The following is a 24,983-nucleotide window of genomic DNA, read 5'->3' as shown; positions in this document are numbered from 1 at the left end:
CCTTTCGATCAAGAACCTTTTCGGTCTGCGGAAGCGGTGTTGGCGTCGGTGTTACTGTCGGCGTCGGTGTTGGTGTTGGCGTCGGTGTTACTGTCGGCGTCGGTGTTGGTGTTGGCGTTACGGTTGGTGTCGGCGTCACTGGTCCACCCGATTGAATATTGCCAGTTGGTGTATAAGTCCAAGTGCCGGCACTAAATAAATAGTTGCTGCCCCCGTTACTGTCCCAAGTGCCGCTGCCATTGTTAAAGCAAGCTTCAAGCTGGCTGGCTGAGCCAATATTAATCGTTATTTTATTGTAGCCTGCTACATCAGAGACAGGTATCGCCACACCCGGTGATGTCGTCCAAGTTCCTCCTGCAGGACGATAATGAATATAAGGCGAGGTATAGCCCTGCTTATAGTAAATAGTGACACTGTTCCCCGCTGGTGTTGTCACTGAAGCAATCGCGCTAAGGAGGGATAGATTGCCTGCTGCATCCATTGCTTTTACCGTATAGTCATACGTAGTACTGGCAGATAATCCGTTATCCGTATATGAAGTAGTTGCGGATGTACCCACTTTGACACCGTTGCGATAAATTTCATATCCGGTCACACCTACATTATCGGTGGAAGCGGTCCAGCTTACTAAAGCACTGGAGGCATTTTGAACGGTTGCGGTCACGTTAGTTGGTACAGTTGGAGCAACTGTATCTGTAGGAAGCTGTTGTTTTGCATAGATTTTGGCTGCATTCGCACCCACGGTTACAGTGATTTGCTTGCCAGTTGCTCCACCCGATTGTACGGTTACCGTATCCGAAGTGTTCAACTGGTTATAAAGAACCGTCCCTACTGCCAAGCTGCTCTCTGCACGCAGTGGAATGGTAACGGTCTGCGAGCCGCTGGATTTATTACTGAATACGGAGATAACTTCCTGCCCCAGATTAGTTCCAGTGTCGATACGACGTGAAAAAGCATATAAGTTCTGTGCAGACCACATTTCACGTTGCGTGCCTGTACGGAGTGCCGGATTATTTTTCCGAATCTCATTAAGTTTGGCTACGTGCTTGTAGGTGCTGGCATTCTCATTAAAATAATTCTCTATTACATTGCCGTTTGCATCCCGTTTCACCATGGACCAGCGGTTCCAGGTATCGGCGATGCCTCCCGTCATAATCTGCCCATTACCATTGCCTTTGTTCTGTTCCGTACCTTGGAAGACAACGGGTGTTCCACGCACTGTAAAAATAAAACTCAAAGCGTTCTGCAGCTTATCTACGCTTCCTCCAGCTTCTGTGAGAAAACGATTGCGGTCATGATTGTCGATAAAGGTAACCATGTGATTGGCATTTCCGTTGTAGTAGGAATCCTGTGCCAAGGTGCTTTTAATATTCGAATCAAAAGACTGCCCATATGCGAAGCTATTTAGAACGGAGAAGAACATTGGGAAATCAAGCATGCCCCACTCCTTGTTGTTGCCGACCCAGCGCGAGACAAATTCAGCATTGCCGTCAAAATTCTCGCCGAAGGTATTAACCCCCAGATAATTTTGCAATTCACCAATATCAGTCGGCTTCATCAGCTTGGCCGCGTCTACACGTGCACCATCTGCTCCTGTATAGTCAAACCAGCCTTTAATCGAATCAAATACGGCTTTTTTAGCAGCAGGGACATCGAAGTCTATGTCATCCAGTCCGCCTAGATCATGATTTTCTAAGTAATCCTGTGCCCATTGATCGTATCTTCCGTCTGCCAAAGACCAGTTGATATCTCCATTATGGTGATACCAAGCCGGGTTATTGAAAGGAGCTGCTGGCTGCAGACTAGGAATATCATAGTAGGCTTGGGTACCCAGCATATAATCCCCGATATGGTTTGGCACAACGTCGATAACCACCTTGATGCCAACCGCATGTGCGGAATCCACTAACTCCTTCAGCTTCTCCTTTGTACCAAAGTAGGGATTGGCTGCGTTAGGGTCCTTAACGTTGTACCCGTGATACGCCGTGTTTTTACCACTGCCGTTGTTCTCCCGATTCGTCATTTGCGGCTCCGCCACTGGGGAAATCCAGATCGCGGTGTAGCCCATATTTTTAATATAAGACAGCTTGTCGATCACCCCTTGCCAATCTCCGCCTTTCATATAACGGAAATCTTCTTCAGAGTTCTCGCCATAGCGAATTGCCGCTCCCGTAGCATTGTTGGAAGAGTCCCCGTCATTAAACCGGTCAACCATAATCTGATAAATGGTATCATTCTCGTTAATCGTACCGATGCTGGCCGCATCTGCCTGTGGCGCTAAGACGAATAAATTAATCACAGTAGAAAGAAGAATAGATGTAATCAAAACGGGCACGTACCATAACTTACGTTTCATCGCGTGCATCTCCCTCTCTTATTAAAGCGTATTCATAACACACTAAAACCTACCTCTTGGATTAACAACGACCTTTCCAGCGATGTTTTTGGCATAGAAACAAACGAATTTTAGGGAAACCGGTTTCCCTACTAAAAATTACCATGATACTGAATGCGTTGTCAAGCCTTAAAATTGTAAGGCAACAACAAAAAAAGAGCTCCTATTTAGGAAGCTCCTGGGGTTGATTATTTACGGTTTGAGTTCAGCGTCCCGCCGTCTGAATAAACTGCAGGACTTCATTCATAATTCGGTCCTTCTCGGCACAATGGCACACCATATGGCCACTGTTGTCGACCATCAGCACCTGTTTTTGGGTCGCCTTGATCATATGATGCCGTAGGTAATCAGCGCTTCTAGTCTTCACTAGATGATCTCTTTTCCCTTGCACGATCAGAGTTGGAGTCTCAATATGCGGATAGACAGAAAAGCTTTCACGAACCAATCGCTGGAACTCACGAGTTGCTTTTGGAGGCGTTGAACTGAATTTACTAATATAAGTTTTTAGCATGGAAAAGCTCGCAAGGGTCTTAATAATTTCTACAGGATTCAGCGGAAACACAGGGGTAGACAACAAAGTGAGAGATTTAATCCAAGGTTTATAGCGCACTGAAAGATGTGATGCAATAAGAGCACCGGTTGAAAAACCGATCAGATGAACGCCGTCATTTGTCTTTAACAGCTCTGTTAATTCATCCTCAGCACTTTGCTGCCAATCATGTCGATCCGAATGCAGTAAATCATTCCTGCTGCCCCCGTGCCCCTTCAGGGTAAATGTTCTGGAGCGATAATTATGCTGCTCCATAAACTGGGACAAGGGAGAGATTTCATGCTCACCTCCGGTAAAGCCATGAATAAATAAACAACTTTCCATAATTGTCCCTCTTTTCACATTCCAAACTGAATTCCAACTTTATTGTATAATGCCAATCCCCTTTATTTTCTATTCATTCCAACCTTCTATGTAAAACCTTAACCAAATGATGTCAAGGTCTACCACCGTTATAGGTTCAAAAAAATATAAACTCTATTGTTCCCACCAAAGAAGACCGAGTGCTGAGGTAATCGTTAAACCTACCGCCGAGCTAGATGAAGTTACGTTAGCACAAATAGCAGTCCCCGGCGGAACGATGATGCTGCCCGTAAAGTTCTGTGAGAAAGCGCCTGGGGCTAATTGATAATTGTAAAGCGTCGTCCCCCCGCTAATTGCCGCTGTTGAAGACTGAACAGTCATCGCACTTGTAGCCGCGCTTCCGAGATTATTATTGGTTGGTGTCAAGGTTGCAGGAGAGGTTAACGTCCCTCCTTTTACAATTGTAAAGCTTCCAGACATAGCCGATAGCAGAGAAGATCCGCCGATACTACCGCTAATACGAGATATATATACGGTTTTCCCGCTACCAGCAGCATTACTAATCCGAATAGAAGTAATTGCTGAAATAAGACTAAGTACGACCAAACTAGACGCGGATGTGTTGGTAGAATACAAAACTGCAGCCTGTGAAGCACTTATTTCAGGTGGCGCACTGATATCCGGAGATTGGAAGGTGTTGACCATATCCACATAAAGAGGTTGATCATTGTCGTTAAACACATATTGATTAGGCATAGTTATCCCCTCCCATTCTAATATTCCCACCAGCTAATAGAAGCTGTCGCCGCTGAAGTTCCCGATGCAATCGTGATGGACGTGGTTATGGAATTTCCAGGAGGAACAACGATTTGTCCAGTAAAATCAACAATGACAGGGCCCGCTGCCAGTAATAAAGATACTAGAGTGGCAGGACTGCCTGTAGGAGCAGTAGTAGAGGTTCTGGCCGTCATCACACTGGTTAACGCACTTCCAAAATTAAAATTTATCGGTGTAACGGTGGTCCCGGTGACCGTAGCATTCCGAAGTAGAGATAAAGTAACCGCAGCTGTTGCCGAGCTGGCTGCAACACGGGATACATACAATGTACGTCCGCTGCCTGCCGGATTACTAATCTGAACAACTAACGGTGCAGCAGTCGTTACCGTAGAAGTAAAAGGGATTCCAAACAATAGCCCCGCCTTAGCCGCTCCTCCCTCCGGAGCTGAATCTATACCAGGTGCAACATACGTGTTGACTTGTTCTGTAAAGAGTGGCTGGCTACTCTGATTAAATACTGAATCGTTTGGCATGCGCTATCCTCCCCGTACTTGAGCTTATCTTATTTTATGCCGCTCTAAGTAGCAGGTTGTTTGGGAATGTGCGTATTTTTGCTTTTACCGCCCAATCACCTCTTATTTTTCACCATATATTATTATCACCATTCGAATGGCTAAGGATTGTCCCTAACGGTTCGCGGCTTATTGGACTGCGGTTTATTGATGCTCAGGGCTCAAACGACGGTTAGGGTCCTTTTATGGATAGGGTTCCAGAAAACCCGTAGGAGGTGAATGAAATCCATAACGGTCTGGAACTAAAAAAGCGCAGCAAAATAAAACACTCAAAAAAACAGGGGAATCGCTCTAGAAATCCGCAACCATTTCCACCTCCAAATGGTCGAAGAAACCGCCGTAAGGTCACGATCAGTCCTTTATTTTCCGAGCATCAATTTATCGGATTCCCCGTGTCCAGCTCCATTTCACCTCTGCCTTGGCAAAAAAGCGGAACTAAAACGATGATCTCTTACGCAGTTATGAACCAAGGAGACCACCCTGTTAGCGTCCGCTTAGAGATTAGTCCGAACAGTCTTGATTCTTTTATAGATTCAGAAGAGATCGTGGCTGCAAAAGAAATGAAGGTGCTAGTGCCAAGCAGATTTTTAAAGTGGACTCGGATATCCGCCTCCACACAACAGTCAACGGGTTTAGGCAAAATTGATGTATACGTCCAAGCCCAGTCTATAGGTATGAATTAACAATTTTATAAGAGAGGGACGAGGAACTTTGCCTAACTACAGCTCTTTTCAAGCTAATCCCGATAATCTACGAACACTTATTTTTGGCCGGGATGCCTCGCTGATTGATCATCCGCTCACTACAGATCCAGGCGGAAATCTAACGACAATTATCCTAGATGGTACGATTTCCAATATACTCGGAGCTACCATCACTGCGGGTACTTTGTCCTCCGCAGGTACGGTTACCAACATTCTTAACGGGACCATTACTAGCGTACTTGGAGCTACCATCACAGCTGGTACCTTGTCTTCCGCAGGTACCATTTCTAACATTCTCGAAGGTACCATTACTAACGTGCTCGGGGCTACCATCACAGCTGGTACTTTGTCTTCCGCAGGTACCATTTCTAACATTCTCGAAGGCACGATTACTAGCGTGCTCGGAGCTACGATTACGGCTGGTACCATTACTAGTGTACTAGGCGCAACTATTACCGCGGGTACTTTGTCCTCAGCAGGAACGGTCACCAATATCCTTAACGGGACCATTACTAGTGTGCTAGGAGCTACCATCACAGCTGGTACCCTATCCTCCGCAGGTACCATTACTAACATTCTCGAAGGCACGATTACTAACGTACTTGGAGCTACCATCACAGCCGGTACTCTGTCCTCCGCAGGTACAGTAACCAATCTCTTAAACGGGACCATTACCAGCGTGCTTGGAGCCACAATCACTGCGGGTACTCTGTCCTCAGCAGGTACGGTCACCAATCTCTTAAACGGGACCATTACCAGCGTGCTCGGAGCCACAATCACTGCGGGTACTCTGTCCTCAGCAGGTACGGTCACCAATCTCTTAAACGGGACCATTACCAGTGTGCTCGGAGCCACCATTACCGCTGGTACGCTCAGTAGTGTGACCTCTATTTCACAACGCAGCTTTATCGAACAGACGACGACGGGTATTGCAACTGCTAATGCCTATACTCCACTGCCAGCAGTAACTACGAGCGTATTGGGGACCTATTCCTTTTTCATCAATAATACTGGAGCTAACCCAGTCAACACACGAGTAGAAATCAGTGCTGACGGAACAAACTATTTCGTCGATACCACAGGAGATAATCCTTTAGCAGCAGGTTCTATCGATGTCATAGTTCCGGCCAGATTCCTGAAATATACACGCTTATCCTATCAATCAACGAATGCAGGAGCCGCCTCAACAATCAATGTAAGTTTCAACGCACAGGGAACGTAATGCAGATGCCCATCATATGTTGTAACGAAAGAGTGCATGGATATCCATGTGCTTTTTCTTTTGATAGCAAAAGCTGATTTCTATTTCTACATATGTAACAAGGAGGAAACAACGTGAACAATATTACGCTTGGCGTCCACCTCATCGTTAACAATGAAGCTGATCTTCTGCCCCACTGTCTCACAAGCGTAGCAGGTGTTGACGAGATTGTGGTCATAGATACAGGCTCTACTGACGAATCCATAGCTATTTCCCAAGCGCACGGGGCTAGAGTATTCCAACGGGAATGGACAGAAAACTTTGCAGCAGCACGTAACGAAGGTCTCGATCAGGCGGATACCGATTGGATTCTAGTCCTTGATGCCGATGAACGCCTGCAAACTCCACTTCCGAAACTCCGCAGCCTCCTGCAAAACACGCAAGCTCAGGCTTTTACAGTACACATTGATAATTGGCTTGGCGTTCGGCCTGAAGATAAGGTAAAGCACAGTGCGGTTCGTTTATTCCGAAATGGACAGGGTTACCGATATAGCGGAAGAATTCATGAAGGAATTGACGCTGCAATCCTTAAATCACATAACATCTCGGCGATTGAGCATAGTGATATTGAGATTGAACATTTCGGATATTTGCCGGAAATCATGGCCCGAAAAAATAAAATCAAACGCAATGAGCAGCTCCTGCGACTCGCTTTAGCCGAACAACCGGAAGATCCTTTTCACTCCTATAATTTAGCAGTCACCTGCTGTCAGGACGGCCGTCTTCAGGAAGCAGAGACATTACTTCGCCAGACCCTTCACCATGTGCCACTTGAAGCTTCCTACCGTCCTACGATGATTAGAGATCTCTGTAAAATTTATCTGACTCAAGGAAAAACCAATATCATAGATCCCTTGCTGTTGCCTGAATTGGAGCGTTATGAGGATTACCCTGACCTGCATTTTTTATTAGGCCAATCTTTGGAGAGTCAAGGTTTGTTAGAACGTGCTTTTCAAGCTTATCAGCGTGCAGCATCCATTTCTGGAGATCAGGTTAGTCAAAAATATGTATCTGAGCAAGGGATGAACACCTTCCGCCCACTTTATCGCCTAGGCTTAATCTCAGAGCGGCTTGAGCATCAGGAGGACGCTGCGAGATTCTACCACCGTGCGCTTCAACACCACTCTTTATATAGGCCTGCCTTGCAGGGAATAGCTTCCGCTTTTCAACGCTTAGCTGTACCCGATGAGGAGATTGCCAGCTTGCTGATACAACTCGTCCCCCCAACTAATGCTGCCCATCGAGCTGCGATCATTGACAGCTTATTTGAGATAAATGCTAATGAGACCATCACTAACTTATCCCGAGACACTTTTCCCTTGGAATTAGAGACGGCAAATTGGATGATCTCTTCACTTCTCATCACCGGCAAGCTGGAGGACGCCTATACAACCATAAGACAAACGACCTCCTTAGCTTCGCAAGATAACCATGATTTAGAATATCTGAAAAAGTGGGCGACCCTCTGGGCTATTTGCTCTTGGTCGCTTTTTGGAGAATTCCACAATGACCTGCTAACCTATGTACCAGACGAACTTCGTTTCGGACTGAAATACATTCAGAAGTGCCACCAGCAACAAAAGGTAGATCCCGTTAAAGCGGAGGTAGATTCATTAACATTACATTCCTCATTCATTTCAGATTTGATCGAACAATCAGTAAAACTACACCAGCCCGCGTTAAGCGACGCTTTGGTAAAGCTGTTCCCTACCTTTCGGTCTGAATTAGCCGCAGCATTATATAAAGAAGGGAATAGGAATGAGGCAGGCGAGCATTTTATCAGGTTAGTTAGCGATCAAGCGGCTGATGCGAAGGTTCTTTTTTATATAGGTGAGATGGTCTTTGACAAGGGGCATTACACGGAAGCCAGTGAATGGTTTCAACAAGCGCTGGAGCAAATGCCTGAGCATGAGGCTGCCCGAGTAGGTTTAGCACTCTGTTACCTTCAGCAAGCGAAGCATAGCATGGAGGAGGCACTGAACAGCTTGGATGCGGCTAACGTCCATGGTCCACTGCAAACGGATATTGGTGCCATCCATAAATCCATCTTTTTACTAAATCGTACACCGTGGCACACACAATGGAGCTTCCGCCAGCGCGAGGGGAGGACAGCCAAATGAACATGCCAAGCCAACAACCTCTGATTTCTCTATGCATGATCGTTAAGAACGAAGCGGATAGCTTAAGCCAATGTTTAAAAAGTGTACGTGGTGTCGCCGATGAGATCATTGTAGTCGATACTGGCTCTACTGACTCGACGCTACAAATTGCTCTAAGCTTTGGAGCTAAAGTTGTTCACCATCCTTGGAATGGCGATTTTGCCGCTGCCCGCAACGCGGGTCTTCAGCAAGCCCACGGACAATGGATTCTCATTCTGGATGGAGACGAGGAACTGGATGCGAAAAGTAAGGGGGAGCTGTTGCTGTGTGCGGAGCATTTGGAATATGAAGCTTTTTTTCTGCGCATTCATAATCATAAAGGTTTAACCGCAGCTTCACAGACCATTACTGTTAATCCGATTATCCGGCTATTCCGTAACCGCCCGCAGTACCGTTTCAGCGGCATCATCCACGAACAGATTGCAGAAACGATCGTAAAAGCTACACCCAAAGCAGCTATGCATTTAAGCACCGTAGTCATCCATCATTACGGTTATGCAGACGGCGTAGTAGCAAAAAAAGATAAGATCAAACGAAATGTTGAGCTGCTCAAGGAACAGCTAAAGTTAACTCCCAATGACCCCTTCCACCATTTCAATATGGCTGTTGAATATATGCGGCTTAGTGAATATCAACCGGCTCTAGAACATATTAAAAGATCACTTAACGAAGCTCCGCCCGACACAAGTTACGTTCATCTGCTGCACAAATATCAAATCCGCTGCCTGGCAGAATTAAAAGATTTCAACGCGGCGCTGAAAGCTTGCGACTTAGGGATAACCTTACATCCGGATTATCCTGACTTGGCTCATATCAAAGGTGTGCTGCTGTTTCAAATGGGGGCCCTAGCTGAGGCCAAAACAGCATTGCTGCAAGCCTTAGTCATTGGAGAAGCTCCTTCCGGTTACCATACCGAGGCTGGATTCGGATCTTATTTGACATTTTATTTGCTGGGACAGTTATGCGAAGAAATAGGCGATGAGACCGAAGCCTGTGCCTGTTATACCAAAGCTGCTCAGCTTCATCCCGAGCCAACGCCCATCATAACCCGACTGATCCGAGCCTTAAAATGTGCTGAGCGCGAAAATGAAATTTCGGGCTGGCTTCACGCTCATCTACCCGAATACACAGCTGCTAAAAGCGGACTTCTCTTAGATTTATTGCGGATTGAGGGATGTGATGAGGCAGCAAAACAGCTGATGAAGACTACAGGGCAGCCTTCATCTAATGACTCGTTATTCAACCCAGCCTATCACCCAGGGTGTTCGGAGCTTTTGTTGGCGGATCGTCTGCTTGCCTCCCTTTCTTCTTCACCCCCCTATTCTCCAGCGGCTAAAAGAGTGCGGCTCGCACTTCCACTGCCCAGAGTTTCAGATTAGGAAGGACGTATTCCTATGACCACACCGGATATTACACTTTGCATGATCATTAAGAACGAGGCAAACCATCTGGAGAAATGCTTATCCTCTGTGTGCGGGCTAGTATCTGAGATTATCATTGTGGATACAGGCTCAGAGGATAACAGTAAAGAAATCGCTCAGAGGTTCGGTGCAAAGATTATCGACATTCCTTGGGAAAATGATTTTGCCAAAGCTCGGAATATAAGCCTAGAGTATGCAACTTCCGCTTGGGTTCTGGTACTGGATGCCGATGAGGCTGTGGATCATTGGAGTGAGAATCTGCTCCAGCCTTTGCTTGGTGCCGAGTATATTCATGGGTATTGGCTGCCCATTATCCACTATGTCGGTGATGTACCTGAAGCGGATTTTGTTACAGATCATGTCTGTCGATTATTCAAAAATGATAAAAGAATTATTTTTCGCGGAAGTATTCATGAGGAGATTGCCAGCAGCATTTGGGAGCTTCCAGCGGGGGAGATCGCTTATGCAGATTTGCGTATTTTCCACTACGGATATTTAGAAGATGAACTGATGCGTAAAAATAAATATAACCGCAATTTAGCACTCATCAACAGGGGTCTGCGGCTTCAACCGAACCATCTTTTTCTTCGTTACGCGTTAGGGGCAGAGTATTATCAGCAGGGACAATATAAAGAAGCGGCAGAGATCCTCCTTCCGCTGCTCACCGATGCTCCAGCCCCTTCCGGTTATGTCTCAGATATTTACCTTAAGACGGCGTACGCCTTACAACTATGTGGCCGAAAGCAGGAAGCCGAGGAAGTTTTTCGTACGGGGAGCGATCTTTTTCCCGATTTCACGGATTTATTAGAAAGCTATGCCCTCCTGTTACTGGAACAAGAGAAGCTCAGCTCAGCCAAGCACTTCTTGGAGAAGGCACTTCAGAGCGGAAATACAGCACATAAATACCCTTCTTCCTCAGGCAGTGGAACGTATCGGACAGAACTACTAGCCGGGAGAGTCTGTGAGAAGTTATACCAATATCCGGATGCGTGGAGACATTACGAGGCTGCCGTACAACATAAGCCTGATTATAGCGAGGCGTGGAAAGAACTCGTCCCACTAAGCCTTCTATCTGGAGAGAAGGCACAGCTACGAGCATTGACCCACAATCATCTGCACTCTCTATCTCCTGATACTTTGAGTTATCTTCTGCCCGCAGCGCTCAATGCCCGCGATCCGGAATGGCAAGCTGAGCTTTCTACAGCCAGCCAGTTACCCTCATCCGTTCAGGCTGCATTGCTGGCGATTCTGGAGATAAACAATCAACCGGAACATCTTCAGACACTCGCACCGCTTGAACAGCTGCTTCATGACCCTTCCCATCTTTCCAACCGATCCTTAGTACTTGGCTACCTGTGGGCTTTCTCTTGCCGTATTGGAGATACTGAGTCTGCCATGCGCTGGCTTGTCTGTCTATTGCCTTACAGACCGGGGATTTTATCGATCCATCATATTTTAGCGGGGAATTATAGCCTTAAAGCTGATCTTTCGGATCTCAACTATGCAGCACAATTGCTGCTTCAGACTGGTGCTTGGAATAGTTTATTAGCACTTTATCGGCATTCGCAAGGTTCCTCCTTCCAATGGTCCAGTCTGCCGCAGCCTTTACTTTACGGTTTACTCGAAGCCCCCACCTCCATAAAAAAACAATGGTGCTCTATTTATGTCAGCAAGCCCCCTCAATATCATACACCTGCAGACTGTACCGAGTGGCAATTATACGCTGCGATAGCCTACTCCTGCGGAGAGATGCCCATCCTTCCTGTGGAGGATGAAGCCGCTTTGCGTAGAGTCGGGGGGGCTACCGCAGCCGTGAGCCTCGCTTATTACAAGCTGCAGCTCGCAGCAGAAGTATATCCGCAAGGGATACCATCAGCTCATATTCCTCATGCGCTGCTTCTGAGATCTGCCAGCCGGACTTAGCCGGTTGGCAGGGCAAATGCAGATTTCAATGCTCTTCTTGCCATTCTACCAGATGGGGCTGCTCATCAAGGATAGATTCGTACTGTTCCAGACTACCCCAGCGCCCCTCTGGATCAAGCTCCAGGTAACGTGAGTATTTTCGCCGAAGCTCTTCGGGGGATATCGCCCAACCATAATGTTTCACACGCAGCTCGGTAAGAAAACCCGGCAATACCGAATAAGAGAGCGGAAGTCTTGGCACATGATGATCCATTTTCGGAAAAAAATAATGAAAGTTCGGCAAATAGCGGACTAGTGTACGGGTATGCTTCGTGTGGATATTCCAATGCTCATCTTCGCGGTAATGTGTGGTACCACCCCAAAAATCAAATAATCGGAAGGATACCCAGTCATACACATCCTGATCGATGAGTCGCCTCATCTCTCGTTTAGCAGACTCTTCATAGAACTCATCGGCGTCCACAGACAGCAGCCAATCCGGATTCGTAGATACTGCCAGCTCCCACAATGTTTGCCGGAGCTCCCATTCACGGTTAAACAAAGAGCTTTGCAGGGTTACAAGCTTCTTAACTTTGGCAAAAGAGAGACATAATTGAGCCGTATTATCTGTACTACCATCATCTACGATCACAATATCATCCACGAACTCACTTAATTCCTCCAGCACCTGCTCTAAATACCTTCCGGCTTCGTTCCTAACCTGCATTATAGCGGTCAGACGGTTGCCTGATGTTTTGCGGAGTGGCCCTCTATGACTACTCATCCTCCACTCTCCTTCTCAATCGTCTTACAGCCTCTTCGAGATCTGCCATCTCTGACAAAAGTGGCCATGCCTGATTGTCTTGCCCTCCTGCATTTAAAAAACTGCGGATGGCCTCGTGCCGCCTGCCATACAGCAAGTGTATGGTGCCTTCCATGGCTTCATCCACATTTTCTTGCTCATGTTGCAGCTCTATTGCCTTTTCCCATTGAAAAGTCCGCACATAATTTTGCAGCAGCAACGCTTTTGCCTCGGAAGAAGTTAGCGGGCTTAAAATTCTCACCGCCGCTGCCTCATCCTCATTCCGGTGGAACAACTCCGCGCGAACCAATTCATCCTGACCGGAATGGAGCCAGCTCTCCATCCTTTCTAATGCTTGCTTCTCCTCTGCGGTAAATGCTGTAATCGCAAATTGGCGGACTGCCGTTTCCAGATTCCCTGTCTTGGCTTCTATTGCAGAAAAAAAACGGAAGTGTGAAATAAGACAATCCAAATATTCATACAGCACCATTAACTCAAAGGATTGCGCCAGATATCGATTCGCTCTGGAGTCCCCAAGCAAATACAAATAAGATGCTGCCAAATAATGTACAACAGGCTGGTTGGGCAGCTTGGCGCACATTGAGGTATAATAATCCGCCCTAAGCTGGAGTTGAATCCTAAACCAGTCCGTAGCTAGGAGGGGCTCCTCTTGCCATAAGTTCTCAATCGCCTTACTCCACAACACCTCATAATCTGTCAGAAAATAAATCCGCTCACGCGGACATACAACTCCATAGGATTCCTGCTGATCCCCGTCGAGATAAATAACATTCTCCCTGCACAAGCTCTGCTCCAGATAGATCCGTTCTGACCGGGTCCCTACTAGATCAGCCTTTGCTCCAAGCAAGCCGCTGTATTTATCCCATAAGACCTTATTTTCTTCTTCCGGACAGCGCTCTAACAAAGCCACTATATATCCCGCTTGCAAAGAAAGAACCTCGGGCAGCCAATAAGGAGAGGAGACCAGAAGTGTGTACTCCCTTGCCTTGAGAGTATGAATATCCGCGATCATTACCGGCTTGATCTGGCTGTTAGTCTGCTGCTCAAGAGTCATTCTTCCGGCAAAACAGACCTCTTCCCGCTCAGGCAAAAGATCCAACAGTCTTTTATATTCGTATTCCTCCCAGGAGCCTCTGCTCAGAATTAAATATTTCATGACTGCGCCTCCTTGCCCCTGCTGCTATCTGCTTTCTTCCCCTGCGGTTCGGACAAATCCCCCACATAACCTATAGTTAGTGAAGCTTCAGGGTAAAGCTGCAATTGGTACGAAGTAGACGCCTTACAGGTAATCACTCCAGGCACATTCCCGCCTTTATGAGCGACTCGCTCTAATGGAAAAACAATTCCCGAAGGGTCCCCCTTAAGCAACCGCCCCACCTCTTCGTCCATATCCGTAGATAAACTAACGATCAGATCCGCGGAACCTTGGGTGATCGCCTTCACTACCCGTTCAACGTAATATTTCTCATATCTGATAGAGTCTGATAAATACACAGTTATCTCACTTTCAAATAATGCAGATGCATTCTTCAAAGCCCGCAGCCAAGCTTCTTGACCACGAACTGTAATCACTACATCCTGTTCATTTACTGGCAAGCCGGAAGCTGTGTTCATCCAGCTGTCCTTGATCCAGATCCAGCGAATATTCTTGTAGCTCTGCTGCTCCTGTGTAGCTGCCCATTCCTGCGGAAGAGGGTCCCCATTCCCATCCTCTTCACAATAAACAATCGCCGTCACTAATGGCGTTGCCAAGGTTGCCTTACCGAGTGGAATAACAGGTTGTGTTAATTGTAAGAATCCCTTCTGCGGTACAAGATGTTCTTCGGCTTCTAAGACATCTTCCAGTGCCCATTTTGTACTGTACGCCCGCCAGCCATCCGCCAGTGTTGGTCCGTTCAACCTTCTCTGGCCTCTATCAAGTGAATGTATAGCATGAACATACACAGCATCACTTAGCGCCAGCTTAGCTCCAGACTGCCGCGCTCGAAGACACCAATCGGCAATCATAAAAGGCCGCGCTTGAAGGGAGGTGTCCAACCCTCCAATACGCTGAAGCAGCTCTTTAGAGAACAGGAGGCAAGAACCCGTTAGCACATCCATCTCTCTCCATTCTCCTTGATGCCGGCCAAGACTGTAGCTTACATGAGCAGCAAACTCATCATAGGTGCCGAAGTGAAGACGTTTCTTCCCTTCCCCTCTTTCAGTTGAAGAACGAGGGGCCACCACCTTAACTGCAGCGTCATCAAAAGGAACCCACAATAGCTCATTTAGCCAGCCAGGCGATACCATGATCGAATCTTCAAGCAAAACCGCGAAACTAGTTTCGATCTGTGCCAAAGCCTGGTTAGGCATGTATTCCTCCTTTTCATACGGAAAAAATAGAATCGACTGCTCGTGTGAGAACTGTCCCGCTAAAGTTTCCATAGGAAAATCAGGAGTCATCGCCACAGCAATAATGCGCACAGACTCTCCAGAATGGAGCAGCAGCAAGGGTAAGCAAGCTGCGGCACATTCCAGGCGGCTTAGCTCAACTACAAGGGTAAGCCCATCTTTACTTGGCAGTGGAAGTAGTCCCGTGCGCTCCAAGAACCCATACCTTCCCGCCAAGCGTTCCACATTCAGAGATTCTTGCGACATTAGGATTCACGCTCCATTTATTAAAGCTGTTCTACCTATAGTCTATGAGCGCTGAAGCGTGATATCCCCTTAATTTCCTCCGCCCGCGCCTTTGTCTTCTTCTGTATGATCTGCACCCGTACTCGCGGGATCGGTTGCCGCTGGAGACGAGCTGTTATCTTTCTGACTGTTACTGGAGCTATCCTTGCTCTGATCCACTACTCCACTCTTATCCCCGCCTACAGCTGGAGCAGGAATGGCAATTCCCGGAGCACTGCTGCCGTTCGCCCCCACAGGTTGACCTTGATTATCGTAATAATACATAGGTACGTCTCCAACAACCATCAGATAAGACACAGGAATTTCTGTATCCACTACCTGCGGCTCCATATCAAAAGGAATGACGACTGCAACCTCTGTCACAATATGAATGTATACCTCGACCAGAATCATATTGATCCCAGCGTTTTGCTGGCGGGTGCTTAGTTCAACCTTAACTGCACCTTGTGGTTCAATCTTGATCGGAATATCGGGTCCATAAGAAGCAATAAGGGGACTGCCCAGCGCTTGCCCCAGCGGAATATATTCTGTTCGATTATGCAATTCCTGCAGCGTAGACTGAATGACCTGTGCCGCTTGCGAAGTAATACGCATATGCTCCGCGTAGTTGAGCATGAACCCTGATATTTTCCCGTTCTTATCCGTCTTCCAATCAATTAGCTCTTCCGCATTCCCTCCGTTCGCAACCTGAGAGGTAATCGCCTTATTAATCGATTCCGTAGCGATTTGCTTCACACGTATTTGTGCTAAATGCAGGATGGGCGGCTTCATATGCAGCTCCACATAGCGCAAGGATTGCAGCACCAGCACAAGTATTACTAAGGATGCTATCAGCCAAAATTTGCGTCGGCTTCTTGGTTTATGTGTTCTTCCGCCTGCAACCGTAACCTTACTCTCTGGCCGGCTGGATAACCTAAAGCGGCCTTTGCTACGTTTGGCTTCAAAACGCGTACGCTGCGGCCTAACCGCTGCCCGGCTGGGTTTTGACTTGAATGCGGAGCTTCTCGCTGAGAATCTCCGATTCGTGTCCCCATTTATTTTTGGCAGCCGAAAATGGCCTAGATCAGGTATTCTCAGCCTTCGGTTCCCCCATTTTTTCAATCTGCCCATTGCAATAGTCCCTCCCGCCTTACGCAGAGGTCAAGCCACCTCCACTTAATTTAAGGTATTCGCTAAGAGGACAAAAAAGAAGAACGTTCCCTCCGGCAAACTGCGCCTGAAGTAACGTTCTTCATCCTTTAGATCATGAACTGGGAAGATGATATTAGTGCATTCTGCTCCGCTTATCCTCCTGCAAATGGTCCCAATGACGCCGAATAAAGATGCCAATGAGAATAGCTATAAACACCGCATACCAGGTAAGATAACCATTCCATTCTTCACGCGGAACAATTAAGGTGGATCCGATCGTACCGAATAACCATATATAAGACAAATTACCAAGTACGGTTCCCCATATAAAAGATGAGGCTTTAATCGGTGAAACAGCAGACATGAAATTGATTACATTATTCGGAATAATCGGGATCGTACGCAATAGCACCAGTGTCCAAATCCCATATCGATCCAAGTAACGTTGCCATTTATCATAGCGCTTCAGTTTGCTTCTCCATTTTCGGTCAAACCAGTTATACAGATATCGCCGAATGAGAAAATACATCAGTATTCCGCCCAGATTGCAGGCCAGCCAACTGATCAGCATGCCTCCAATTACGTTAAAAACAGAGACATGCAGCACGATCAAAATTACGAATGGAAAAAATCCTAATATACTCTGCAAAAGTGCGAGCGGGATGGTCACGAATAAAATAGATGGCCCGCTAAGGCCCAGCGTTTGCAGCAGCCAATCAATCCAGGTATTTATGGTCTCTGTCATGAAGCAGTCTCCTCTCTTGACTCCTTGCAGCAGCTGCCTCCTGATTTACTTTGACAAAGCATAAGTCTAAGTGTGTAAACTAGGTATCCATTCTTATTGAAATATAAGCAGGGTACACGAAGAGCTTGTAATACTTTGCTTATATTCCCAAGAAAAACACCCCTTACGGGGTGTTTTATTGAATGAGCTTGCTTATGAAGTGTAATGTGTAAAGAACAGTAGTTAGCGTACAAGTTACATTTTTGTTTCCATTTATTCTTCACATCATAACACAGTTTTTAATCTACTTACAATTCTATACCTGCAACCCAAGCATTCACTTTATCCGGATTGCTCTCCACCCAAGTTTTAGCGGCTTCTTCTGGTGACTTCCCACCCTGAACCTCGATCATTACTTTGGCCATATCTTCTGCTGTCCATTCGAATTGATCCAGGAATTTGTAGACATTCGGCATGTCATCTTTCAGACCTTGGCGAACCATCGTGTGGATCTGTTCATCCGCACCGTAAACCCCTTTTGGATCTTCCAGATATTTCAGATCCATATTGGCGAACATCCAGTGTGGTGTCCAACCTGTAACAACGATTGGCTCGTTATTGTCATAAGCCTTTTGCAGTTCCTGAGCCATCGCTGCGGATGAGCTTTCAAGAAGTGTGTAATCGCTAAGATCATATTCAGCGATAGCCTTTTCTGTGGTTGTCATAATGCCGGCACCTGGCTCAATGCCGATAATGCGATTGTTCAGCTTTGCTGCCATATCACTGTTCTTCAAGTCTTCAATAGAGTTAATATCCATATAGGCCGGAACAGCCAAGCCAACCTTAGTTCCGTTTAGATTTGCACCCAAATCTTCAATTTTTGCACCGTACTTCTCTAAATAAGCCGCATGGGTGCTTGGCAGCCAAGCCGCAACCATTCCATCCGCACTACCGTCTGCAACCCCAGCCCACATTGGACCAGCATCTACCTGCAGCATTTCAACGGTAGCTCCAAGCTTAGTTTCAAGTACTTCCTTTACTACATAAGTACTCGTAATTTCCGAATCCCATGCTACATATGCTAATTTTACCTTCTCTTTACTTGATGAAGAACATCCAGCAATAACAGCAATCATCATAATAACTAACAGGAATACCCCTATATTTTTCTTCTTCATTTATTTAAAACTCCTATCTTTGTTTTGGTTTTAGTGCGTTCTGTGTCAAACGGTCCAGCAGAATGGCAATAATAACGATCGCAATCCCTGCTTCGAATCCGTCTCCTGTCTTAGCCTGTGATACCGCACGGTATACATAGGCACCCACGCCCTGTGCACCAATCATCGATGAGATAACAACCATTGACAGTGACAACATAATTGTCTGGTTCACACCTGCCATAATTGTTGGTAAAGCGATTGGAAGCTGCAATTTAACTAATTTCTGAGTAGGTGTCGATCCGAAAGCATCTGCTGCCTCCACCAGTTCCTCCGAAACCTGACGAATTCCGAGATTGGTCAAGCGAATCGTTGGCGGAATTGCAAAAATAATCGAAGCAATAACCCCTGGAACTACGCCCAGTGAGAAAAAGGATACCGCTGGCAATAAATATACAAAAGCCGGCATCGTCTGCATAAAGTCCAAAATAGGCGTAACTATATTTCTAACGGTATTTCTCTGCGCACATAAAATACCAATCGGCACACCAATTACTACAGCCAATATCGAGGCGGTTAGAACAAGGGCCAAGGACTGCATAGAAGGTCCCCATAATCCAAGATTATCAATCAGAAGCAGCCCAATGACCGCAAATAGTGCCATGCGCCATTTACCGATCCAATAAGACAAAGCTGCAATAAGCACGATAAGTACTAATGCTGGCAGGAAGGTAAGTGCATTTTCAATGCCAGCCACCATACCACCGATAATCGAATGGATGAAGTCAAACAGGGGCCCACAATAAGTCGTCAGCCAATTTTCCAACCACTCGAGTGCCTTTCCCAAAGGCAGTTTAGGAATGTCCATTATAATCCTCCTTCCGGTACCGCGTTGCCGGCGAGTGCGGAAAGAACGGCTCCTTTAATCACAATACCCTTCAATTTATCTGCTTCATCTACGACGGCTACAGGCAAATGTGTCTCAGATATTAATTCAAAGAAATCATTGAGTAGCGTTTCAGGTTGTACACGTGGGATTTCTCTCCGCGTTACTTCCAGAATAGATTTATTATCATTCAGTGCCTTAAGGGCATCCTCAGCTGTAATAACACCCAGAAGCTTATTTTCCTTGTCCACTACATACAGACTGAATATACCACTGTCACGCATTAATTGAAGCGCTACCCGCGGCCCGCGTTCAGGTCTGACTGTTTCCGGCTGACGCATTACATGAGCTGCAGTCAACACCTTGGACAAGTCCACATCCTCCACGAATCGCTCTACATATTTATTGGCAGGTTGGATGAGGATTTCTTCCGGTGTACCAATTTGCACAATGACTCCGTCCTTCATCAGTGCGATCCGATCTCCAATCCGCAAAGCTTCGTCTAGATCATGAGTGATAAACACGATGGTCTTCTTCACTCTGGCCTGTAATTCCAGCAGCTCTTGCTGCATGTCTTTACGAATAAGCGGATCCAGTGCACTAAATGCCTCATCCATAAGCAGGATATCCGGGTCGTTGGCAAGGCCCCGTGCCAGTCCAACACGCTGCTGCATCCCTCCACTGAGTTGATCAGGACGATGATTCTCCCAACCTTTCAGACCTACCAGATGCAAGGCTTCCGTTGCCAGTTCAGTTCTTTTCTTTTTATCTACGCCCTGAACTTCAAGCCCGTATGCTGCATTCTCCAGTACGCTTCGATGTGGAAATAATGCGAACTTCTGAAACACCATGCCGATGTTCTTGCGTCTGAATTGGCGCAGCTGCTCCGGATTCATTTTCACAACATCTTTCCCTTTAAAAAGAACTTGCCCCCCTGTAGGCTCAATCAAGCGGTTCAACAAACGAACCAGCGTCGACTTACCGCTGCCGGACAAACCCATAATGACGAATATTTCTCCTTCTTCAATGCTGAATTCGGCTTTGTTGACTCCGACTGTCAACTTCAATTCCTGAGCAATTTTTTCCTTCGACATCCCTTGCTCTAATAAAGGAATCGCGCGTCCCGCATCATGACCGAATACTTTGGTTAGTTGTTTCACCTCTATAATAGCCATGCCGTCCTCCTTCTCCCGAAATGTTATCCGGGTTTAGTTCACTTATAGTAGTTTACCGGACTATTGAAAATTCATGCAAACACCATATACGGATAAAATTTAGTGTACAGTTTTAACTTTACGAACTTTATGTATGGAATACTCTGTTTTACGCCAAATTCCTTTCTTCATGAATTCTTTACTTATGGAGGGGGATTTGATTACAATACATTGTATAAGGTTGCAGTCTATCGACCTATTCCTCAGGAGGGACATCATGAACGATTTAGAAGGGCTTACGCCCGAACAAATAGAGAAGATTAGTAAAGCCCGTGAACGTGTGATCGATTCTATCGGCAAAAACATGGATCTGTATGGCATTACCTTGTCTATTGGACATTTATACGGTTATATGTACTTCAATCAAGGTCCAGTGACACTGGATGAACTCAGCAAAACAATGGGAATGAGTAAAACGTCCATGAGTACGGGAGTCCGTACCCTTCTAGATCTGAAAATGATCGACAAAGTATGGGGGAGAGGGACGCGCAAAGACTTATTCACCACTGTGCCTGACTGGCATCAGAACTTCAGTGATTACTTCTCTATTAAATGGAGAAAAGCCGTCGAAGGTAATATGATCTCACTAGCGAAATCACTTGCAGAAATTAACGATATGAAAAAAGAGTATAGTGACGATAGTAAACTTATGCAGCTCTTAAATACAGATGAAGAAAAAATAACTGAATCCATTAACTACTACCGCTGGTTGCTGAAACTAATAGAATCTTTTGAGAGTGGCAAAATTTTTGAATTTATCCCTAAAGAAACTTAAATCCAACCCACAAAAAACACAAAAAAAACGACAGTGCTCCTGTAAAAGGAAAACACTGCCGTTTTTTTCGTTTACCCTTCGATCAAGCTTACATCATCCAAATAAATTGTACTGCCCGCGCTAATTTCACTATTCGTCTCCGTACTATTCCCATCTACAAGTCCTAGCAAAAACACCAGATGAACACCAGCGTCTGTTGCCCCATTCATGGTAAAAGTGTAGCTGTATTCGTCCACATTCTGGGTCAAGGCAACAAGCTCAGCTTCCATATATTTGGTGTAATCCCCGCCCTTATGCTCCACAGCTACCTGAATATTGCGGTTTACTGTAGAACGAGCTTTAAACTTCAAGGTGTACGTTTTTCCCTGAACGAGCTTGAGATTTTCGTAATCCACCTGTGCGCTATAAGGGGCTTGCCCGGTACCTGTTAAGTTGATAGCAAATTCCCCCTCTTGAACAGAAGCAGATCCGATTCCGTCAAAATACTGGCTCCAGCCCGTTGCATCTACATCGAAGGTTCCATTATCCAGCGTACCGCTTGGCGGTATTACTGGTGGACCCCCTTGTACCTCCCTGACCACAATATCGTCAAAAGAAATCGTATGCGGCGTACTGTTAGCCGCAGGATCAGCGCCCAGCGTTTTGCCGATCAGATAATTAAGCTTCAGCGGATTGCTGTTCGACACCGTAAATTGTGCTGTATAAGTAGCCCAATCCGCATGAATATCAAACTTAGCTTGTGCGGAAGCAGCTGAAGTATTGGAGTATTCTAACACAATTTGCCGCGGAACTGTTGATTTCGCTTTGAAGCTCACCTCATACGTTTTTCCGCCCTCCAGTGGAATACCCTCTTGGAAAAATTGTGTATGCCACACTTCCCATCCGGCCGACGTAATCAGGATTTCAGCTGCGCCATCCTTCACATTAAACGCGGAGACGCCACCTTCTCCGGACCAGGTAGTCCAGCCCGTCTTATCGCTGCCAAACGAACCATTGATGACTAGATTGTTATCATTAGCTAGAATAGTCTGCGTGACAGTTGCAGTAACATAATGTTCAGCCTCAACAGTAATGGCATAACTTCCTTCGGCCGGAAATACTGCTGCTTCAATTGTGATTTTTCCCGGTTCAATAGTGTACTGCTCTGCATTAAGTATTGTACCGTTAACCTTTACCGCCATGATTTGATTCCGCCAATTTGCATTGTCGATAAAAGTAAGCTCAATCGGCTGTGAAACTCTGTTATTGCTGCTGTCGCTTAGCAGCTCCTGCGGTTTGGCCGGTGCATTTTTGATCTCAAATTTCACATTGTCAATGATAATATCATGGTTTTGAGGAATACTAATCCCCTCAACCTTCCCAAGCAGGAATTTAAGAGACAATGTATCCTTGCTGCCTTGCCGGAATTCGAATCTGTAATGATTCGTCTCCGGCGTTACCTCCACAATATTGCTGAACGAGGCCTGATACGTACCATTTTCTACGTTCACCCCGATTTTGCGGATTACGGTTGAACTGGCGTCAAATTCAACCACATAATCCATTCCAGCAGCAGCTTTCAAGTTGTTCTGAAACAACATTACAGAATACGCCTGACTGCCGGTATTCGTAATGCTAAATTTCGCTGCTCCATCTGCAACCGTAGCACTGCTCTGACCACCCTGCTCTGTCAACAGGCGGTCCCAGGCGCTAAACCCAAAGTTAAATTCACCATTCAAGAGCGGGTAGTATATTAGCGATGGATCAAAATAGAAGCTAGTACGCAGCATCTGGAAATTATCCAGAATGACTGTATCCGCAGCACCGTTTAACAGTAATACGAATTGTCCTTCATGATCGGTTGCACCTGCAAGATTGATAAAGGTAGCTTTAATTTTTTGCTCACCTTCGCTTAAGTTAACCGGTTGTTCTGCCTGTACACTGCCGTCTTTCCCTAGTAGTTGAACCGTTCCTGTGCGTGCAGAGGAGACTGAAGCATTGAACGTAACCTCATAGTCCTGCCCTTGAATGAGCTGAATTCCCTTCTGAAGTAACCGAACCTCACCATTTTCACTGCCGCCAATCTGCAGCTTTAACTGGCCATTGTCATTAACGCTTGATTCTACCATGGCACCACCAGTTGCTTCCGTATGCCAATAACTCATCCGATTGGGTTCCCCAATATCGAAAGTACCATTGTACAGATGATTACCGTTGGCCAGCGGTTCCTTCACACTATCATGCGGGAATTGAATATTCTCAATCTCTTCTAATCTGACATTACCAAACCATACCGGTGAAGTATTGGTACCCACGTTGAACTCGACGCGTGCAGCAATATCTGAGTTTTCCTTCATCTGAAACATCGTCTCGTAATGGGTCATCGCTGAAGTTAGATCTACCTTAAGCGATGGAGAATACGCTGCAAATCCACGAGATTCTCCACCTGTTAACCGGACGCTCATACTGCGGGACATATCGGTTTTGGCATCGAAGCTGAGTTTATAGAACCTGCCTTTAGCTACAGATACGATAGCTTGGGGTTGAATCGAATAAAAATTCCCGCCGCCACTGCTGATATCTACCTTCACATAATTGCGCTCCCCAATAGGAACGGTAGAAACCGTAGCTTCAGCCCCTGCTTCTTTATAAAGTACCCAATGTGCGGTATTCGGGATTCCCATCCCGTCATCCCCCGGCACCTGCTCCGAATAATTGTTGTTATAGACCATGTTGCCGTCTGCCAGTGCAAGCTTGGAGCCTTCCGGATAGGCTTCCTTCTCCAGTGTAACTGGAATAGGCTCGCGGTACTCACGACCTGTCAGCTCATAGACTCTAACGTAATCGATCTCCATCGATTTTGGAAATACGGTTTCGCTAGTCGGATCACCATCAAAGTTACCGCCTACGGCCAGATTCATCAGCAAGTGGAACTTCTGATTAAACGGCGCTGGATATACATTATTGGCAGGCTGCCCATTGCTGATGCTATACCAGTCATTTTTGGTCGAATATAATTCACCATCCACATACCAGCGAATTTCGCCCGGCTCCCACTCAATAGAGTACGTATGGAACTGTTCAATCGTAGCGTTGTCCGGAAATACATACTCTTTGCCGGAGTATATATTGTTCGGCGCCATACCGCCGTAATGAATCGTCCCCGCTACCGTGTTTGGACGACTGCCCCAGCCTTCCATAATATCAAGCTCACCGGAAGCAGCCCAAGTCCCGTACACATCGTTCTCCGGCAGCATCCAGATCGCTGGCCAGTACCCTTTTCCAGTAGGTGCTTTGGCCCGAATTTCAAATTTTCCATATTTCTTACTAAACAACCCTTTAGTCTTAATCCGCGTAGAAGTATATTGCTTGCCAGCTTTTTCTTCTTTGTGTGCAGTTATGATCAGGTTACCGTCCTGTTCCTTTACATTCTTCTCATCGTTGGTATACCACTGCTTCTCATTGTTTCCCCAACCTGGATTGTTGTATTGCGAACCATCTCCAAGGTCATAGGTCCACTTTGTAGCATCAATCTCTCCATCATCAAACTCATCCCCCCACACCAGTGTCCAAG

At 46.2% G+C, this 24,983-nt stretch carries 19 protein-coding genes; 6 read left to right on the top strand and 13 right to left on the bottom strand.

The genetic code is table 11. The features are described 5' to 3' along the window. The 4 genes from MHH60_RS32100 to MHH60_RS32085 all read right to left on the bottom strand — a co-directional run. On the bottom strand, window positions 1-2,356 hold a 2,356-nt coding region (locus tag MHH60_RS32100; RefSeq protein ID WP_341161209.1), incomplete at its 3' end, for an alpha-amylase family glycosyl hydrolase. A gap of 244 nt (window positions 2,357-2,600) precedes the next feature. Then, a complete protein-coding gene (locus tag MHH60_RS32095; protein ID WP_076134166.1) occupies window positions 2,601-3,269 on the bottom strand; it encodes an alpha/beta hydrolase in 669 nt (222 codons plus the stop codon). A 153-nt stretch (window positions 3,270-3,422) separates the two neighbouring features. Beyond that, on the bottom strand, window positions 3,423-4,004 hold the full coding sequence (locus tag MHH60_RS32090; RefSeq protein ID WP_076134165.1) for a hypothetical protein: 582 nt from the start codon (window positions 4,002-4,004) through the stop codon (window positions 3,423-3,425). Between the two features lie 17 nt (window positions 4,005-4,021). Then, window positions 4,022-4,558 (bottom strand): hypothetical protein, encoded by a 537-nt coding sequence (locus MHH60_RS32085; RefSeq protein WP_076134163.1) that lies wholly within the window; start codon window positions 4,556-4,558, stop codon window positions 4,022-4,024. A gap of 254 nt (window positions 4,559-4,812) precedes the next feature. On the opposite strand from MHH60_RS32085, the gene MHH60_RS32080 reads away from it, so the two are divergent. From MHH60_RS32080 to MHH60_RS32060, 5 genes are all read left to right on the top strand, one after another. Then, the gene (locus MHH60_RS32080; RefSeq protein ID WP_111505501.1) at window positions 4,813-5,280 is read left to right on the top strand and encodes a DUF6385 domain-containing protein; all 468 of its coding nucleotides are present in this window, start codon (window positions 4,813-4,815) and stop codon (window positions 5,278-5,280) included. A gap of 28 nt (window positions 5,281-5,308) precedes the next feature. After that, window positions 5,309-6,523 (top strand): DUF6385 domain-containing protein, encoded by a 1,215-nt coding sequence (locus tag MHH60_RS32075; RefSeq protein WP_341161208.1) that lies wholly within the window; start codon window positions 5,309-5,311, stop codon window positions 6,521-6,523. Between the two features lie 113 nt (window positions 6,524-6,636). Continuing rightward, complete coding sequence (locus tag MHH60_RS32070) at window positions 6,637-8,682, top strand: TPR domain-containing glycosyltransferase (protein WP_076134161.1); 2,046 nt, start codon at window positions 6,637-6,639, stop codon at window positions 8,680-8,682. Beyond that, window positions 8,679-10,100: a tetratricopeptide repeat-containing glycosyltransferase family 2 protein gene (locus MHH60_RS32065; protein WP_076134160.1), complete on the top strand. Its 1,422-nt coding sequence runs from the start codon at window positions 8,679-8,681 to the stop codon at window positions 10,098-10,100. The genes MHH60_RS32070 and MHH60_RS32065 overlap by 4 nt, the downstream gene beginning before the upstream one ends. A gap of 15 nt (window positions 10,101-10,115) precedes the next feature. Then, complete coding sequence (locus tag MHH60_RS32060) at window positions 10,116-12,065, top strand: tetratricopeptide repeat-containing glycosyltransferase family 2 protein (protein ID WP_076134159.1); 1,950 nt, start codon at window positions 10,116-10,118, stop codon at window positions 12,063-12,065. Window positions 12,066-12,090: 25 nt separating this feature from the next. Here MHH60_RS32060 and MHH60_RS32055 read toward each other — a convergent pair whose 3' ends face one another. The 8 genes from MHH60_RS32055 to MHH60_RS32020 all read right to left on the bottom strand — a co-directional run bounded on the left by MHH60_RS32055 (window position 12,091) and on the right by MHH60_RS32020 (window position 20,616). Beyond that, complete coding sequence (locus MHH60_RS32055) at window positions 12,091-12,828, bottom strand: glycosyltransferase (RefSeq protein WP_076105323.1); 738 nt, start codon at window positions 12,826-12,828, stop codon at window positions 12,091-12,093. Then, window positions 12,821-14,023, bottom strand: a complete 1,203-nt coding sequence (locus MHH60_RS32050) for a hypothetical protein (protein ID WP_076134158.1) — start codon at window positions 14,021-14,023, stop codon at window positions 12,821-12,823. The genes MHH60_RS32055 and MHH60_RS32050 overlap by 8 nt, the downstream gene beginning before the upstream one ends. After that, complete coding sequence (locus tag MHH60_RS32045) at window positions 14,020-15,504, bottom strand: hypothetical protein (protein ID WP_076134157.1); 1,485 nt, start codon at window positions 15,502-15,504, stop codon at window positions 14,020-14,022. The genes MHH60_RS32050 and MHH60_RS32045 overlap by 4 nt, the downstream gene beginning before the upstream one ends. A gap of 69 nt (window positions 15,505-15,573) precedes the next feature. Next, window positions 15,574-16,653 carry a sporulation protein YunB gene (yunB, locus tag MHH60_RS32040; RefSeq protein WP_076134156.1) on the bottom strand — a complete coding sequence of 360 codons (1,080 nt, stop codon included), beginning with the start codon at window positions 16,651-16,653 and terminating at the stop codon, window positions 15,574-15,576. 154 nt (window positions 16,654-16,807) lie between these two features. Continuing rightward, window positions 16,808-17,419, bottom strand: coding sequence for a TVP38/TMEM64 family protein (locus MHH60_RS32035; protein WP_076099392.1), 612 nt, complete (start codon window positions 17,417-17,419; stop codon window positions 16,808-16,810). A gap of 287 nt (window positions 17,420-17,706) precedes the next feature. After that, complete coding sequence (locus tag MHH60_RS32030; RefSeq protein ID WP_076134155.1) at window positions 17,707-18,576, bottom strand: glycine betaine ABC transporter substrate-binding protein; 870 nt, start codon at window positions 18,574-18,576, stop codon at window positions 17,707-17,709. Window positions 18,577-18,589: 13 nt separating this feature from the next. Continuing rightward, complete coding sequence (locus MHH60_RS32025) at window positions 18,590-19,423, bottom strand: ABC transporter permease (RefSeq protein WP_076099393.1); 834 nt, start codon at window positions 19,421-19,423, stop codon at window positions 18,590-18,592. Then, window positions 19,423-20,616 carry a quaternary amine ABC transporter ATP-binding protein gene (locus MHH60_RS32020; RefSeq protein ID WP_036685362.1) on the bottom strand — a complete coding sequence of 398 codons (1,194 nt, stop codon included), beginning with the start codon at window positions 20,614-20,616 and terminating at the stop codon, window positions 19,423-19,425. Before MHH60_RS32020 ends, MHH60_RS32025 begins: the two co-directional genes overlap by 1 nt. Before the next feature lie 256 nt (window positions 20,617-20,872). Between MHH60_RS32020 and MHH60_RS32015 the strand changes: the two genes are divergently transcribed. Further along, complete coding sequence (locus tag MHH60_RS32015) at window positions 20,873-21,430, top strand: GbsR/MarR family transcriptional regulator (RefSeq protein ID WP_036685364.1); 558 nt, start codon at window positions 20,873-20,875, stop codon at window positions 21,428-21,430. A 71-nt stretch (window positions 21,431-21,501) separates the two neighbouring features. On the opposite strand, the gene MHH60_RS32010 is transcribed toward MHH60_RS32015, so the two are convergent. After that, a partial coding sequence (locus MHH60_RS32010) for a carbohydrate binding domain-containing protein (RefSeq protein ID WP_341161207.1) occupies window positions 21,502-24,983 on the bottom strand: 3,482 nt, incomplete at its 5' end.

The sequence above is a fragment of the Paenibacillus sp. FSL H7-0716 genome, assembly GCF_038002705.1.
Classification (GTDB): Bacteria; Bacillota; Bacilli; order Paenibacillales; family Paenibacillaceae; genus Paenibacillus_AQ; species Paenibacillus_AQ odorifer.
The sequence above is the reverse complement of the archived record's forward strand: the minus strand, read 5'-3'. Positions and strand labels throughout refer to the sequence as shown.